Source organism: Alterinioella sp. B-7 (assembly GCF_056857775.1).
This window is the reverse complement of the sequence record NZ_JBSXNT010000032.1, coordinates 323,587-337,624: the sequence shown is the minus strand read 5'-3', so window position 1 is coordinate 337,624 and position 14,038 is coordinate 323,587. Positions and strand designations below refer to the sequence as shown.

At 67.1% G+C, this 14,038-nt stretch carries 14 protein-coding genes; 8 read left to right on the top strand and 6 right to left on the bottom strand.

The genetic code is table 11. The annotated features are described in order from the left end of the window. Positions 1-67 precede the first annotated feature (67 nt). The 4 genes from AC13C7_RS11275 to AC13C7_RS11260 all read left to right on the top strand — a co-directional run bounded on the left by AC13C7_RS11275 (position 68) and on the right by AC13C7_RS11260 (position 3,794). The gene (locus tag AC13C7_RS11275) at positions 68-655 is read left to right on the top strand and encodes a 5-formyltetrahydrofolate cyclo-ligase (protein WP_482867532.1); all 588 of its coding nucleotides are present in this window, start codon (positions 68-70) and stop codon (positions 653-655) included. Further along, on the top strand, positions 652-1,476 hold the full coding sequence (locus tag AC13C7_RS11270; protein ID WP_482867531.1) for a TIGR00282 family metallophosphoesterase: 825 nt from the start codon (positions 652-654) through the stop codon (positions 1,474-1,476). Before AC13C7_RS11275 ends, AC13C7_RS11270 begins: the two co-directional genes overlap by 4 nt. Positions 1,477-1,626: 150 nt before the next feature. Beyond that, positions 1,627-3,405 carry an SLC13 family permease gene (locus AC13C7_RS11265; protein ID WP_172320678.1) on the top strand — a complete coding sequence of 593 codons (1,779 nt, stop codon included), beginning with the start codon at positions 1,627-1,629 and terminating at the stop codon, positions 3,403-3,405. A 20-nt stretch (positions 3,406-3,425) separates the two neighbouring features. Continuing rightward, on the top strand, positions 3,426-3,794 hold the full coding sequence (locus tag AC13C7_RS11260) for a hypothetical protein (protein ID WP_172320677.1): 369 nt from the start codon (positions 3,426-3,428) through the stop codon (positions 3,792-3,794). A gap of 73 nt (positions 3,795-3,867) precedes the next feature. Here the strand turns inward: AC13C7_RS11260 and AC13C7_RS11255 are convergent, their stop codons facing one another. After that, positions 3,868-5,643 (bottom strand): SLC13 family permease, encoded by a 1,776-nt coding sequence (locus AC13C7_RS11255; protein WP_482867530.1) that lies wholly within the window; start codon positions 5,641-5,643, stop codon positions 3,868-3,870. Positions 5,644-5,684: 41 nt separating this feature from the next. After that, on the bottom strand, positions 5,685-6,428 hold the full coding sequence (locus tag AC13C7_RS11250; protein WP_482867529.1) for a 1-(5-phosphoribosyl)-5-[(5-phosphoribosylamino)methylideneamino] imidazole-4-carboxamide isomerase: 744 nt from the start codon (positions 6,426-6,428) through the stop codon (positions 5,685-5,687). Positions 6,429-6,605: 177 nt separating this feature from the next. On the opposite strand from AC13C7_RS11250, the gene AC13C7_RS11245 reads away from it, so the two are divergent. After that, on the top strand, positions 6,606-7,355 hold the full coding sequence (locus AC13C7_RS11245) for a YebC/PmpR family DNA-binding transcriptional regulator (protein ID WP_446121968.1): 750 nt from the start codon (positions 6,606-6,608) through the stop codon (positions 7,353-7,355). A gap of 143 nt (positions 7,356-7,498) precedes the next feature. On the opposite strand, the gene AC13C7_RS11240 is transcribed toward AC13C7_RS11245, so the two are convergent. From AC13C7_RS11240 to AC13C7_RS11230, 3 genes are all read right to left on the bottom strand, one after another. Then, the gene (locus tag AC13C7_RS11240) at positions 7,499-8,569 is read right to left on the bottom strand and encodes an acyltransferase family protein (RefSeq protein ID WP_482867528.1); all 1,071 of its coding nucleotides are present in this window, start codon (positions 8,567-8,569) and stop codon (positions 7,499-7,501) included. Beyond that, complete coding sequence (locus AC13C7_RS11235) at positions 8,566-9,564, bottom strand: sterol desaturase family protein (RefSeq protein ID WP_172320672.1); 999 nt, start codon at positions 9,562-9,564, stop codon at positions 8,566-8,568. Before AC13C7_RS11235 ends, AC13C7_RS11240 begins: the two co-directional genes overlap by 4 nt. A gap of 94 nt (positions 9,565-9,658) precedes the next feature. Further along, the gene (locus tag AC13C7_RS11230; RefSeq protein WP_172320671.1) at positions 9,659-10,552 is read right to left on the bottom strand and encodes a LysR family transcriptional regulator ArgP; all 894 of its coding nucleotides are present in this window, start codon (positions 10,550-10,552) and stop codon (positions 9,659-9,661) included. 88 nt (positions 10,553-10,640) lie between these two features. Between AC13C7_RS11230 and AC13C7_RS11225 the strand changes: the two genes are divergently transcribed. The 3 genes from AC13C7_RS11225 to AC13C7_RS11215 all read left to right on the top strand — a co-directional run bounded on the left by AC13C7_RS11225 (position 10,641) and on the right by AC13C7_RS11215 (position 12,545). Beyond that, complete coding sequence (locus AC13C7_RS11225; RefSeq protein WP_482867527.1) at positions 10,641-11,249, top strand: LysE/ArgO family amino acid transporter; 609 nt, start codon at positions 10,641-10,643, stop codon at positions 11,247-11,249. Between the two features lie 48 nt (positions 11,250-11,297). Beyond that, positions 11,298-12,215 carry a DMT family transporter gene (locus AC13C7_RS11220; RefSeq protein ID WP_482867526.1) on the top strand — a complete coding sequence of 306 codons (918 nt, stop codon included), beginning with the start codon at positions 11,298-11,300 and terminating at the stop codon, positions 12,213-12,215. Positions 12,216-12,305: 90 nt separating this feature from the next. Beyond that, positions 12,306-12,545, top strand: a complete 240-nt coding sequence (locus AC13C7_RS11215) for an HP1242/YdcH family protein (protein WP_172320666.1) — start codon at positions 12,306-12,308, stop codon at positions 12,543-12,545. Between the two features lie 67 nt (positions 12,546-12,612). Here the strand turns inward: AC13C7_RS11215 and AC13C7_RS11210 are convergent, their stop codons facing one another. Beyond that, positions 12,613-14,010 carry a helix-turn-helix domain-containing protein gene (locus AC13C7_RS11210; RefSeq protein WP_446121955.1) on the bottom strand — a complete coding sequence of 466 codons (1,398 nt, stop codon included), beginning with the start codon at positions 14,008-14,010 and terminating at the stop codon, positions 12,613-12,615. Positions 14,011-14,038 lie beyond the last annotated feature (28 nt).

Below are 14,038 nucleotides of genomic sequence, written 5' to 3'. Positions count from 1 at the left end.
CTATGGTCGCGTTCAGCAAACCCCCTTGGCATTCCCGCCGCAAGAGGAGAAGGTCGCCGCCATGGAGATGACCCGGAAGAAAACCGCCCTGCGCGAGGCCGCCTTCGCTGCCCGCGAAGTGGCCTTTGGCACCGGGCTGGACGGGCCCGCGCAGGCCGCCCTGCTGGAGGAAATCGGCCCGGTCCGGGACCGGATCATCGCAGGCTACATGCCGATGCGCACCGAGATCGACCCGCTGCCGGTGATGGCGGCGCTGGCGGACCACAACCGGATTTGCGTGCCGGTGATCGCGGGGCGCGCCCTGCCGCTCAGGTTCCGCGAATGGCGACCGGATGGCGCGATGGTGGACGGGCCTTTCGGCGCGCTGGTGCCCGAGGCGGGCGATTGGCTGGAGCCCGATATCCTGATCGTGCCTCTGGTCGGCTTCGACACCGGGTGCAACCGGATCGGCTATGGCGGCGGGTTCTATGACCGCACGCTGGAGGGGCTGAGGGCGACGCGCCCGACGCGGGCGATCGGATTTGCCTATGACGCACAGGAGCTGACCGGGCTGGTGGTGGAGGAGACCGACCAGGTGCTGGACGGCGTGGTCACGGAATCGCGCGTGATCCGGCCCTTGCCGGACCCGTCCAGACCCCCTAAGCCGGGGATATGAGACTTCTTTTTCTTGGCGACGTGATGGGCCGCGCGGGCCGCACCGCCGTTTGTGAGACACTGCCGAAGCTGCGCAAGGACTGGCGGCTGGATTTCGTCGTGGTGAACGGCGAGAATGCCTCCTCCGGGCACGGGCTGACCACGGCGCACGCGGAATTGCTGCTGAAGGCCGGGGCCGATTGCCTGACGCTTGGCGATCATGCCTTCGATCAGCGCGACATGCTGCAATATATCGAGAAGGAGCCGCGCATCCTGCGGCCCCTGAACTATGCCAAGACGGCACCGGGCAGCGGCGCGCGCCTTTTTGAGGCCCCCGGCGGGCGCAAGGTTCTGGTGGCGCAGGCGCTTGGGCAGGTGTTCATGAAACGGCCCTTTTCGGACCCGTTCTCGGCGCTGGAAACCGTGCTGCGCACCCATCCGCTCGGCGCATCGGCGGCGGCCAGCATCGTCGACATCCATTGCGAGGCGACATCCGAGAAGATGGCCGTGGGGCATTTCTGCGATGGCCGCGCGTCATTGGTCGTCGGCACCCATACCCATGTGCCGACCGCCGATGCGATGATCCGGCCGGGCGGCACAGCGTATCTGAGCGATGCGGGGATGTGCGGCGATTACGATTCTGTCATCGGGATGGAGAAGGAGGAGCCCCTGCGCCGCTTCATCACGGGGATGCAGAAGAACCGCTTTACGCCTGCGCGGGGCCCCGCGACACTGTCCGGCGTCTATGTCGAAACTGATGACAGGACCGGCAAGGCGCTGCGCATTGACCCGGTGCGCGTTGGCGGTCGATTGCAACAATCCGGTCCCGGCGGGGCGGGCTGAGACCTGAGGCAGCGCTCGGTCGACCGAGCGCCCGTGCGGCCCGTCGACGGGCCGCCGCCCGGATCATCCGCCCCCCGAAACAGGGCCTTGCGGTGGCCGCACCGACCGGCCAATGATGGGGCGCGCAACCCGAGGGGGCCGAACACAGTCATGATTGCCGAGATGCTCTCGCCTGCGATGCAGTCGATCCTGACCCTTGGCGTCGTCGCGGCGATGTTCGTGATGTTCGTGCGTGAGACCTACCCCGCCGAGGTCGTGGCCATCGCAGGTGCCGCCGTGCTGCTGGCGCTCGGCCTCTTGCCCTACCAGGACGCGCTGTCGGTGCTGTCCAACCCCGCCCCCTGGACCATCGCCGCGATGTTCATCGTGATGGGCGCGCTGGTGCGCACCGGCGCGCTGTCGTGGTTTTCCAACCATGCCGAGGCGCAGGCGCAGACCCGGCCCAAGCGGGCGCTGGCGGGGCTTCTGGCCTTTGTCGTCGTCGCCTCGGCCTTCGTCTCCAACACGCCGGTGGTCGTGGTGATGATCCCGGTCTTCGTGCAGATTGCCCGCTCGCTCGGGCGGCCCGCATCGAAACTGCTGATCCCGCTCAGCTATGGCGCGATCATGGGCGGCACGCTGACCCTCATTGGCACCTCGACCAACCTGCTGGTGGATGGTGTGGCGCGCGCCAACGGCCTGGCCCCGTTCACGATTTTCGAGGTCACGCCGATGGGCATCGTGGTGGTGATCTGGGGCATGGCCTACATGGCGCTGCTCGGGCCGAAACTGCTGCCCGAGCGCGACTCGATGGCCGACATGCTGTCGGGGCGCAAGCGGATGAAGTTCTTTACCGAGGTGGCGGTGCCCGAGGACAGCGCTTTCATCGGCCAGAATGTGAACGAGGTGGACCTCTTTCGCCGCGACGGGATGCGCCTCATTGACGTGCTGCGCGGCGATGCGTCCCTGCGCCGCAACATGGCCGAGGTGGAGTTGCAGGCGGGCGACCGCGTCGTTTTGCGCACCGACATGGCGGAGGTGCTCGGCCTTCAGGCCAGCAAGGATCTGCGCACGGTGGACAAGCTCTCCTCGGTCGAGACCACCACCGTCGAGGTGCTGATCACGCCGGAATGCCGCATGGTGGGCCGCTCGCTCGGCTCGTTGCGCCTGCGTCGGCGCTACGGGGTCTATCCGCTGGCCGTGCATCGCCGGAACCAGAATATCGGGCGGCAGCTGGACCAGCTTGTCGTGCGGGTCGGCGACACCCTGCTGATCGAGGGCGATCCCGCCGATATCCGCCGCCTCGCCAGCGAAATGAACCTGGTCGATGTCAGCCAGCCCACCGAACGCGCCTATCGCCGGGGGCGGGCACCGGTCGCCTTCGTCGCCATGGCCGGGATCGTGGCGCTGGCGGCCCTCGGCATCGCGCCGATCTTCCTGGCCGCCGTGCTGGCGGTGGCCGTCGTCCTCCTGACCCGCTGCATCGACGCGGAGGAGGCGTTCTCCTTCATCGACGGGCGGCTTCTGGCGCTGATCTTCTCGATGCTTGCCATCGGCGCGGCGCTGGAGGCCACCGGCGCGGTGGCGCTGATCGTCGATACGCTGGCGCCGGGTCTCACCGGGCTGCACCCGTTCTTCCTGATCTGGGCCATCTACCTGATCACCTCGGTGTTGACGGAACTGGTCTCGAACAACGCCGTTGCCGTGGTCGTGACGCCCGTGGCCATCGGCCTTGGCACCGCCATCGGCGTCGACCCCCGCCCGCTGGTCATCGCGGTGATGATCGCCGCCTCGGCCAGTTTCGCGACACCCATCGGCTATCAGACCAACATGCTGGTCTATGGCCCCGGCGGTTACCGCTTCACGGATTTCATGAAAATCGGTATACCCCTCAATCTGAGCCTGGGGGTGGTGTCGAGCCTCGTCATCCCCCTGATCTGGCCGTTGTGACCCGTTGAAAGGACCACGATATGCGCGTTTTTGCCCTGATCCCCGCCCTGGCGCTTGGCGCCTGCACCAGTTTCGGCGCACCCCGCCCGGCGGATGTCACGCTGTCCCAGACCCACCTGACGGTGCGCATGTCGAACGGAGAGCGCTGCATCGGCCCGCGGCCCGCGGGGGAAGCCGGGGGGTGGTCCGGCCGGTTCACGGATTGCAGCGCGCGCTATGATTATAACGTTGCGATCCAGCCGGGCACCAACCCGGTGCGGATGGTGTTCAGCGAGGTGCTGACCGCGCTTGGCCTGCAATCGGCGCTGGTGCCCGCGGCGGATGTCACGATCAGCGACGGCTCGGGGCGCACCTGGCGCTATGTCACGCCCGAGCGGATCGACAACTGAAGGTTGCGCGGGCCTGCGCTCGGTCGACCGAGCGCGGATGCGGCCCGTCGACGGGCCGCCGCCCGCCCGCTGATCAGAGCGGCCAGAACACCAGGATCGCGGGGACCGAGACGGCGACTACGATGACCTCAAGTGGCAGCCCCATGCGCCAGTAATCCCCGAAACTGTAGCCGCCGGGGCCAAGCACCAGCGTGTTGTTCTTGTGCCCGATCGGGGTGAGGAACGCCGCCGAGGCCGCCACCGCCACCGCCATCAGGAACGGGTCGGGGTTCTTGTCCAGCGCGGCTGCCATCTGGATGCCAACGGGCGCCGCCACGATCGTCGTCGCGGTGTTGTTCAGCACGTCCGACAGCGTCATCGTCACCACCATCAGCACCGTCAACACGGCCCAGGCCGGCAAGCCTTGCGTCAGCCCCACCAAGGCACCCGCTATGAGCTCGGTCCCGCCCGAGCTCTCTAGCGCCGCGCCAAGCGGGATCATCGAGCCGAGAAGCACCACGACTGGCCACTCGATATGGGTATAGATCTCGGTCAGCGGCAGAATCCTGGCCAGCACATAGCCGATCACCACGAGGCCAAGCGCAATCGGCAGGTAGAGCAGCCCGACCGACGCCGCCAGCACCGCCGCGCCGAAGAACCCGATGGCCAGCCAGGTCTTGCTGTCCTGCGTCACCGCAAGGCCCCGGTCGGCCAGGGCCAGCCCGCCGATCCAGTCGATCACGTCCTCGGTCGTATCGGTGGGGGTCAGCAGAAGCAGGATGTCGCCCGGTTCGATCACCGCCTGGCGCAGGCGCTTGCGGACATGTTTGCCGCGCCGTGCAATGCCCATCAGGACCGTGCGCTTGCGCCACGAGAGGCCGATTGCCTGCGCGCTGCGCCCGGCCAGGCGGCTGTCGGGCGGGATCAGAACCTCGGTCAGGCGCACGCCTTCGCCGACCACCTCGCCGATGGCGTGGCCCTCGGGCATGAAATCCAGCTTGGCGGCGGCGCGAAACTCGTCCAGCGCGTCGGGTGCGGCTTCCATCACCAGCACATCGCCCGCGCGCAGCTCCAGGTTGCGCCCGGTGCCGAAGCGCCGCTTGCCGTCGCGGATCAGCCCCATGATGGCGACATCGGATTTCTCGGCGATCTCCATCATGTCCTGCAACCGCTTGCCGACAAGGCTGTTCTCCTCGGGCAGGGTCAGCTCCGAGATATAGGGCGACAGATCGCTCAGCGGATCGCCCCCGACACCGGAATCGCGTTTCGGGATCAGGCGCCAGCCGATCAGCGCCACAAAGGCCAGCCCCGCGATGGCCGCCGTGCCGCCCACGGGGGCGAAATCGAACATCGAGAACGGTTCGCCCAGGGCGTCGTTGCGGAACGAGGCGATGATGATGTTGGGGGGCGTGCCGATCAGCGTGGCCATGCCGCCCAGGATGGTCGCGAAGGACAGCGGCATCAGGCTGAGCCCCGGTGACCGCCCCGCCTTGCGCGCGGTGGCGATATCGACGGGCATGAGCAGCGCCAGCGCCGCGACATTGTTCATGAAGGCCGACAGGATCCCACCGACGCCGCCCATGATCGCGATATGACCGCCGAGCCTGCGGGTGCTGTCGACCAGCGTGCGGGTGATCAGGAACACCGCGCCCGAGCGCACCAGCCCCGCCGACACGATCAGCACCAGCGCCACCACCAGCGTGGCCGGGTGGCCGAAGCCCGAGAACGCGTCATCGACCGGCACGACGCCCAGGACGACGCCCGCCATCAGCGCGCTGAACGCCACCAGGTCATAGCGGAACCGGCCCCACAGAAGCAGCCCGAAGACGGCCCCGAAAAGCGTGAAGAGGAGGATCTGGTCATTGCTCATCGCACAGTCTTAGCGTGCGATTCCAATGCCGTCACGGGGGGTCAGATGAATTGCGCGGTCGGGCCGGGGCGGGCATTGGCGACGGCCAGCGCGTCGCACAGGTCGATCGACTTGTCGAACAGCGCCCGGCCGATGATCGCGCCTGAGATATGCGGCACGTATTTCAGCCGCGCGATGTCGTCGAGGCTCCAGGACAGGCCGCGCGCGATGACCGGCGCGCGCGCGCTTTCGGCCAGGTGGCTGACCAGTCCGAGCGAGCCGTCGCTATCGGCGATGTCGGCGTCGATATCGGTGATGATCACGGCGGCCAGCGGATCCTCGCGGAAGGCGGCGATGAAATCCTCGGGCCGGATCGCGGCGGTCGAACGCCAGCCATCGCTCATCAGCCCGCCCTGGAACACATCGACGGTCAGCACGATCTGGTCGGGAAACCGCTTGGCCGCGGCCTTGACCAGGTCAGGGCTGTGCACCGCGAAAGAGCCGACGACGATCCGGCCCGCGCCGAGGTCGATCCACTTGGCGATCTGATCGAGGCTGCGAAAACCGCCGCCAAGCTGCACCGGGATGCCGGAATTGCGCAGGATATTCTTGACCAGATCGTCGCTGCCCATGCCGCCCGCGACCCAGTCAAGCTCGGTCAGGTGCATCCATTCGGCGCCGTCCTCGGCAAAGCTGTGGGCCTTGGCGACCGGGTCGACATGCCAGATCTGAGGTTCCTCCAGCCGCCCGCGATGCAGGCTGACGCAGCGCCCGTTCTGCAACTCGATCGTGGGGTAGATCATCATGGCCGGTCCCTCCCTTGGGTTCGCGGCCAGCCTAGCCTGAGTCGCGGCCAGTCTGGTAATCCGAAAACGGCACAGATGCGGCTTTGTGCGGCGTCTCAAGCGCCATCTTGCGCGCCGCGTGGGGGATGCAGTAGACAGCACCAAACCACGACCAGATTGACCGGGAGACGAGGCACCATGGCGGGCCATTCCAAATGGGCGAATATCCAGCATCGCAAGGGACGTCAGGACAAGCTGCGTTCCAAGCTGTTTTCAAAGCTGGCCAAGGAGATCACCGTGGCCGCCAAGATGGGCGACCCGGACCCCGACAAGAACCCGCGCCTGCGCCTGGCCGTGAAAGAGGCCAAGTCGCAATCCGTGCCCAAGGACGTGATCCAGCGCGCGATCGACAAGTCGCAGGCCGCGGGCGGCGAGGATTTCGAGGAGATCCGCTATGAAGGCTACGGCCCCGGCGGCGTTGCCGTGATCGTCGAGGCGATGACCGACAACCGCAACCGGACCGCCTCGACCGTGCGGTCAACTTTTTCAAAACATGGCGGAAATCTGGGCGAGACCGGCTCGGTCGGCTTCATGTTCGAGCGCAAGGGCGAGATCGTCTATGGCCCGGATGCGGGCGATGAGGACGCGGTGATGGAGGCCGCGATCGAGGCCGGCGCGGAGAACGTGGAATCGAGCGAAGATGGCCATGTCATCACCTGCGCCGATACCGATCTGAACGAGGTTTCGACCGCGCTGGAGGCGACCCTTGGTGAGTCGGAGACCGCCAAGCTGATCTGGGCGCCGACCACCACGACCGAGCTGGATTTCGACGGCGCGCAGAAGCTGATGAAGCTGATCGAGGTGCTGGAAGACGATGACGACATCCAGCGGGTCACCGCGAATTTCGAGATCTCCGACGCGGTGATGGCGGAGCTGGAAAGCGCCTGAATCGGGGGGGTGCCCCCCGTACACCCCCCGATGCACCCCCTGTACATACGCACGATGCCCCAGGACCGGGGCGGAAGCCGCGTCGACGCGGCTTGGCCCGCGTTTTCGAAAACGCGGATGACGCTCCATCGACGGAGCGTGGTTTACGCCGCGTCGACGCGGCGCGCCACCGCCTGGGTCAGCCACTGGCGATAGAATTTCAGCGGGCGTTCGAAGACCTGGGCGAAACCGAAACAGGCGGCCAGGGTCAGGCCGAGGAGCCAGAGGTTATAGGCAGGCAGGGTCTCGGGCAGGGTGGCATCCAGAAGATGCAGCACCGGGTAGTGCATGACATAGAGCGAGAAGCTGGCGCCCGCGATCCAGCGGATGAGGCGTGCGGGACGGCCCGTGAAGCTCTGTCGCAGGTCTGACAGCAGCGCCGCCGCGCCGATGAGGTGCAGCGCCACGAGGCCGGCGAGCGCGGTGTTCCAGATGACCTCGTCCGAGTAGCCGAATTGGGGAAACCGGGGCAGCGCGTCGGCCAGTCCGGAGGCTTTCGCCGCCACGATCAGGGCGGGCGTGCCGAGCGCGAGGCCCCAGGCCAGGGCGGGGTGCAGGGAGGGGCCGCGCGAGATCTGCCGCCAGACCCAGACGCCGAGCGCCCAGGCGGGCAGCAGCAACAGGATGTTCAGCCCCGCCAGCAGCACCACCAGGGCGATCATCACCACCCTGAGCGCGCCGCGCAGGAACAGGGCCGCGCCGAAGAGGATGTAATAGGCAACCTCGTAGCTCAGCGACCAGAGCGGGCCGTTGGTGCCGAGGCGCAGGATGTCTCCGAAACCGCTCCATTGCGGGGTGAGGGTCAGGCCGCGGATCAGGAAATCGCGCAGGGGCAGGGCCTGGTAATAGCCGGTGGGGTAGGCCTCGATCGTTACGCGCGTGCCGATGGCGTCGAAGGCCAGCGTCAGGATCAGGGCCGGAACGATGACGGAGAATATGCGCGTCATGCGGTTGAAGCTGTAGGTCGCCAGGTCGCCGTCGCGCCCCGCCGCATAGGCGATGACGAGGCCGGAGATGACGAAGAACACCACCACCGCATCCGAGGCGATGTTGGTCTCGCGCAGCCAGATGTAATCGCCACCGGTAAAGCGGACATGCGCGAGATGGCCGAAAAGGACGGCCAGGGCCGCCAGCGCCCGGATCGCGTCGAGCCAGAGGGAGAAACCGCGGCTCATGGATCGGTCGCGGGGTCGGTGCCGGGCGGCTGGGTGCGGGTGGGCAGCTTGGCCTTCAGTGCCAGCCACGACTGCGCAAAGGGCACCATTATCGCGGCGGTGAAACTGGGGTGCGGCTGTTCCAGCTTGGCCCCCGCCTTGTCGGCGACGCCGAAGGTCAGCTCCTCGTAGCTGTCGGGGATGTAGAGCGTGCCGAAGGCCCAATCCCAGAAGGCGAAGATCGAGCCGTAATTCTTGTTGAAATGCCTGGCGGCGGCGGAATGGTGGATCTGGTGCTGCGCGGGCGAGATCAGGATATGCTCGATCACCCGGCCATAGCTGAGCCAGATATGGGAATGGCGCAGGTTCGAGCCTGCGGTGTTGAACAGGACATAGATCACATTCGCGCCGCCGATGGCGACAAGGTCGATGCGCCCGATCAGGCCATAGAGCAGCGCGCCCTGCGCGACGCCCACGACCACCGAGGAGAAGATGTTGCGCAGCACGGTCTCGACCGGGTGAACGCGGGCCACGGTTACCGGCGTCAGCACATCCGCCGAATGGTGGACGGCGTGGAAGGGCCAGAGCGTGCTCCATTCATGATGGATGCGGTGGGTCCAGTATTTGCAGAAATCGTTGACCGTGACGACGATCAGCGTGGTGATCAGCGCGCGGGTGGGGGTGACGGGCGGCAGGGTGAACGCAGAGCCGGACGCGCCCGCGATGGCGGTCAGGGTCTGGTAGGCGATGAGCGGGGTGAAGACCAGCGCGCCGAAGACCCCGATGGTGCCGAGCGCGTAATTGGCCAGGAACAGCTTGAGATCGACGAGGTTCGAGCGATGCGTATAGACCGCGCGCGGCACCAGCCAGGTGAGGAAGGTCCTGGGCCGACCCCGCGCAAGCCAGATGACATAGGCCAGGAGGATCGTCGCGGCCAGGTAGAACAGCGCAAAGCGCAGGTGGGGGTCGAAAGGCGCGCGCGCCATGGCCGCGAAGAAGGCGTTGAAACTGTCCATCCTGGTCCTGCCCGTTTTTATTGGCTGGACAGGGCGTAACCGATAAACGTGGCGATAACTTGGCCTCGATGCGCAGGCAAATCGGCAATTTGTCTCAAGTCACGCCCGGTTCCTCCAGGATCTTGCGCGCCGCGCGCCGCAAGCCCTTCGTCAGCGGGTCGAGCGCGGCGGCGGTCTGGCGCGAGACCTGCCAGTAGAGCGGCGTCGAGATCCGGTGGTCCGGGATCAGTTCGACAAGCCGGCCATCGGCCAGCATTGGGGCCGCGATCGCGACCGGGTTCATGCCCCATCCAAGACCCATCATGGCGGCCTCGACAAATCCTTGCGCGGTCGGCAGGTAATGCAGCGGCAGGGCGACGCGGAGACCGAGCGCCGAGGCGACCCAGGCATGTTGCAACCGGTCCTTGCGGTCGAAGGCGAGGCAGGGCGCGTGGTTCAGGGCCTCGGGCGTGACGCCCTGGGCGAACCACCGGGCGGCAAAGCCGGGCGCGCAGGTCGCGGCATAGGAGAGCGCGCCCAACGCAGTGCAATCGCAGCCCGGAATGGGCGCGGCATGGGCGGTGATGGCCGCCGAGACCTCGCCGCGTCTGAGCCAATCGGCGCTGTGGTCCTGGTCGTCGACGGTGATGTCGTAGCGGAAGCCCTCGACCTCGGCCAGCGCGGGCAGCACCCATGTCGCAAGGCTGTCGGCATTGATGGCAAGGCGCAGCGGCCTGTCGCGGTCAGGCAGCAACCCGCCCAGATCGGCGGTCAGGGTCTTTTCCAGCAGGCCCACCTCCTCGGCATGGCGGTTGAGCCGCGCGCCGGTGGGCGTGGCGGTGCAGGGCCGCCCGCGCCGGATCAGGATGGCGCCGACGCGATCCTCCAGCGTCTTGATGCGCAGGGATATGGCGGGTTGGGTCAGGCCAAGCTCGGCCGCGGCCCCGTCGAAGGAGCCGGTCCTGAGGATGGCCGCCAGCGCGGCGAGGGCGTCGTAATCGAGCTGCATAAGATTCACTTATGCAAGGAAACAAGATTTAAGTCGATCTTATTGTCAAACCGCGATACCCCCAGCCCGGTCGAGAAGGAGTTGCCCCATGTTGTCCGCCGCATCCGCCGGGTTCTACCTCGGCTTCAGCCTGATCCTGGCCATCGGGGCGCAGAACGCCTTTGTCCTGCGGCAAGGCTTGCGCCGTTCGCACGTGTTGCCGGTGGTGCTGACCTGTGCCGTTTCGGATGCGATCCTGATCGCGCTGGGCGTCAGCAGCTTTGCCGTGATCGCCGAGCTTCTGCCCTGGGCCGTGCCCGCGCTTCGCTACGGAGGCGCGGCCTTCCTGATCCTTTACGGGGCCCGCGCGTTCCGGTCTGCCTGGCGGGGTGGCGAGGCGCTGGCGGTTGCCGGGACCGGCACCGGCAACGGCAGCTTGCGCGCGGCGGTCCTGACCTGCCTGGCGCTGACATGGGCGAACCCGCATGTCTACCTGGACACGGTCGTCCTGATCGGCACCATCGCCACGCAATACGGGCCAAACCGGGTCTGGTTCGGGGTGGGCGCGATCATGGCCAGTTTCGTCTTCTTCTTCAGCCTCGGCTATGGCGCGCGGGCCTTGGCGCCGATCTTCGCGCGGCCCCGCGCCTGGCAGGGGCTGGATGTGGTGATCGGGCTGGTGATGTGGGCCATCGCGGCCAAACTGCTGGCCGGGTAACAGGCATATCGGCTTGTGGCCCGCGCGCGAATGCGGTTCTTTGCGCCCATGTCCGACATCGCCGCCACTGCCAGAGTTTCGCGCCCCCTATGGGGGGTGTTCTGGATGCTGGTGACGGGGGCCTCCTTCGTGGCGGTCACGGCGCTGGTCAAACTGGTGGGCGACGGCATCCCGCCCGCGCAATCGGCCTTCCTGCGCTATGCGATGGGTCTGGTTCTGGTGCTGCCGATGTTCCTGCCGGTCTTCAAGGCACGGCTGAGCCGGCGGGCGCTGACGCTGTTCGGCCTGCGCGGCGCGTTCCATACCTTCGGGGTGATCTTGTGGTTCTATGCGATGACGCAGATCCCCGTCGCCGAGGTCACGGCGATGAACTTCCTCAACCCGATCTATGTCACCCTGCTGGCCGCCGTCTTATTGGGCGAGAGGCTGGCGATCCGGCGCATCCTGGCGATCCTGGTGGCCTTCGCGGGCGCGCTGGTCATCCTGCGCCCCGGTCTCCGCGAGGTCGGCCCCGGCCATATCGCGATGCTGTTCACGGCGGCCAGTTTCGCGGGCGGCTACCTGATCGCCAAGATCATGGCCGACGAGGTCGCGCCCACGGTCGTCGTGGGGATGCTGTCGCTGACCGTCACCATCGGGCTGGCGCCCTTCGCCTGGGCGGTCTGGGTCGAGCCAACATGGGCCGAGATCGGTTGGCTGTTCCTGGTCGCGGTCTTCGCGACACTGGGCCATTACACGATGACGCTGGCCTTTGCCGCCGCCCCCCTTGCGGTGACGCAGCCGGTGACCTTCGTGCAACTGATCTGGGCGACGCTGGTGGGGGCGATCCTGTTCGATGAGCCGGCGGATCTCTACGTGATCCTGGGCGGCGGGCTGATCATCGCGGCGATCAGCTATATCACCATGCGCGAGGCGCTGTTGCGCCGCCGCCAGATGACGCCCGCCGTGTCGCAGACCAAGCTTTGAGACACGCGGTTTGACCTTGATCAAGGCGGGCGGCGGCGGATGGGTCTATTTCCTGAGCGAAACACTACAGAACCAAGGAGATGGTCGCAGATGTCGCACACCCCCCATGAACTGGCCGAGGATTTCCCCGATGACGTGGAGCGCATCCACGCGCTGAAGGAGGAGAACGCGCATTTCGCCCGGCTGGTCGAGGAGTATCACGCGGTGAACCGCGCCGTGCATCGCGCCGAGACCGGCATCGAGCCTTGCGAGGAACTGGCCGAGGTCGAGATGCGCAAGACGCGCATGCGGTTGAAGGACGAGATCGCGGGCCTGCTGGCGAAAGCCTGAGACGGGCGGGGATGCGCGGGGTCGACCCCGCGCGGGCGAGCTTGCGTCAACGCAAGCTATCCCTCCCTCACGCTCCGACCTCGTAGGGCAATGTCCCGCGCCGGTCGTGATCGACGCGCAGGTGCCGCTCCAGTGGTGGGACCGAGCGTTGGTGGCAGCCCACCCTCTCGCAGATGCGGCAGGAGATGCCGATGGGCTCATAGGCATCCGCGCTGGCCAGGTCCATGCCGTCGGCATAGACCATCGCCTCGGCATGGCGCACCTCGCAGCCCAGGCCGATGGCGTAGCGGCGAATGGGCGCGTGGAACGATCCGCCCGGTTTCGACACGTCGCGCGCGAGGCAGAGGTAGCGCACGCCGTCCGGCGTTTCGGCAAGCTGGCGCAGGAAGCGGCCCGGTGTCTCGAAGGCGCGGTGCACGTTCCACAGCGGGCAGGCACCGCCGAAGCGGGCGAATTGCAGCCGGGTGGCGGAATGGCGCTTGGTGATCGTGCCGGCCTGATCGACGCGCACGAAGAAGAACGGGATGCCCTTGGCGCCGGGGCGTTGCAGGGTCGAGAGGCGATGGGCGACCTGCTCGATCGAGGCGCCGAAGAGGATCGAGAGCCGTTCGAGGTCATGGCGGCTGCGCGCGGCGGCCTCGGCAAAGCGGGTATAGGGCATCTGCACCGCGCCCGCGAAATAATTGGCCATGCCGATCTTGGCGATGTCGCGGGCGGTGCCGGACTGGAACCGGGCAAGGTCGAGCGTCGCCTCCAGCAGGCGATCCTGATCCAGCAGCGCCAGTTGATGCAGCAGCTGGAAGCGCTGCGTTTCCGGGGCGGTGCGGGGCGAGAGCGTCAGTTCCTTGCGGTCGCGGTCATAATGGCGGATGCCGTCGCCCTCGGCATGGCGGATGGTCAGCCCGCGCCCGGTCAATGTGCGGCGGATATGGGCGTCGAGGTTGCCATCGGCGGCCGCGGCGAAGCGTTCGGCGGCGCGATCGACCGCGTCGATGTAATTGTCGCAATAGTGGAAGAAATCGCGCACCTCCTCCCAGGGGCTTGCCGCGACGGGGCCGCCTTCGCGCCCCAGAGCCTCGTCGAGCGAGGCCAGCCTCTCATGGGTCTGGCGGTAGGCCGAGTGCAGTTCCAGGAAGGCGCGGGCAAAGGCGGGCGCGTTGGAGCCGACCAGCCGCAGGTCGGGCAGGGGCGGCGTGGCATCGGCGAAGACCGGATCGGCCAGCGCCTCGCGCATGTCCGAGACCAGCCGTTCGGTATCGCCCGAGCCAAGCTCGGCCACGTCGAAGCCGAACTCCTGCACGAGGCCAAGCATCACGCCGGAGGAGACCGGGCGATTGTTGTTCTCCATCTGGTTGAGATAGGGGAGCGAGACGCCGAGCTTGGCGGCGAAGTCCTTTTGCGTCAGCCCGAGCCGCCCGCGCAATTCGCGCAGCTTGGCCCCGGCATAGAGTTTCTGAACGGCCATCACATCGCCTCATCGTTGCAAAGTCACC

Bases quoted from the DNA above. Each gene is read 5' to 3' on its own strand.
- AC13C7_RS11245 (WP_446121968.1), top strand. From the start codon at position 6,606: ATGGCGGGCCATTCCAAATGGGCGAATATCCAGCATCGCAAGGGACGT.
- AC13C7_RS11220 (WP_482867526.1), top strand. From the start codon at position 11,298: ATGTCCGACATCGCCGCCACTGCCAGAGTTTCGCGCCCCCTATGGGGG.
- AC13C7_RS11215 (WP_172320666.1), top strand. From the start codon at position 12,306: ATGTCGCACACCCCCCATGAACTGGCCGAGGATTTCCCCGATGACGTG.
- AC13C7_RS11240 (WP_482867528.1), bottom strand. From the start codon at position 8,569: ATGAGCCGCGGTTTCTCCCTCTGGCTCGACGCGATCCGGGCGCTGGCG.
- AC13C7_RS11230 (WP_172320671.1), bottom strand. From the start codon at position 10,552: ATGCAGCTCGATTACGACGCCCTCGCCGCGCTGGCGGCCATCCTCAGG.
- AC13C7_RS11270 (WP_482867531.1), top strand. From the start codon at position 652: ATGAGACTTCTTTTTCTTGGCGACGTGATGGGCCGCGCGGGCCGCACC.
- AC13C7_RS11260 (WP_172320677.1), top strand. From the start codon at position 3,426: ATGCGCGTTTTTGCCCTGATCCCCGCCCTGGCGCTTGGCGCCTGCACC.
- AC13C7_RS11225 (WP_482867527.1), top strand. From the start codon at position 10,641: ATGTTGTCCGCCGCATCCGCCGGGTTCTACCTCGGCTTCAGCCTGATC.
- AC13C7_RS11235 (WP_172320672.1), bottom strand. From the start codon at position 9,564: ATGGACAGTTTCAACGCCTTCTTCGCGGCCATGGCGCGCGCGCCTTTC.
- AC13C7_RS11275 (WP_482867532.1), top strand. From the start codon at position 68: ATGACCCGGAAGAAAACCGCCCTGCGCGAGGCCGCCTTCGCTGCCCGC.
- AC13C7_RS11255 (WP_482867530.1), bottom strand. From the start codon at position 5,643: ATGAGCAATGACCAGATCCTCCTCTTCACGCTTTTCGGGGCCGTCTTC.
- AC13C7_RS11265 (WP_172320678.1), top strand. From the start codon at position 1,627: ATGATTGCCGAGATGCTCTCGCCTGCGATGCAGTCGATCCTGACCCTT.
- AC13C7_RS11210 (WP_446121955.1), bottom strand. From the start codon at position 14,010: ATGGCCGTTCAGAAACTCTATGCCGGGGCCAAGCTGCGCGAATTGCGC.
- AC13C7_RS11250 (WP_482867529.1), bottom strand. From the start codon at position 6,428: ATGATGATCTACCCCACGATCGAGTTGCAGAACGGGCGCTGCGTCAGC.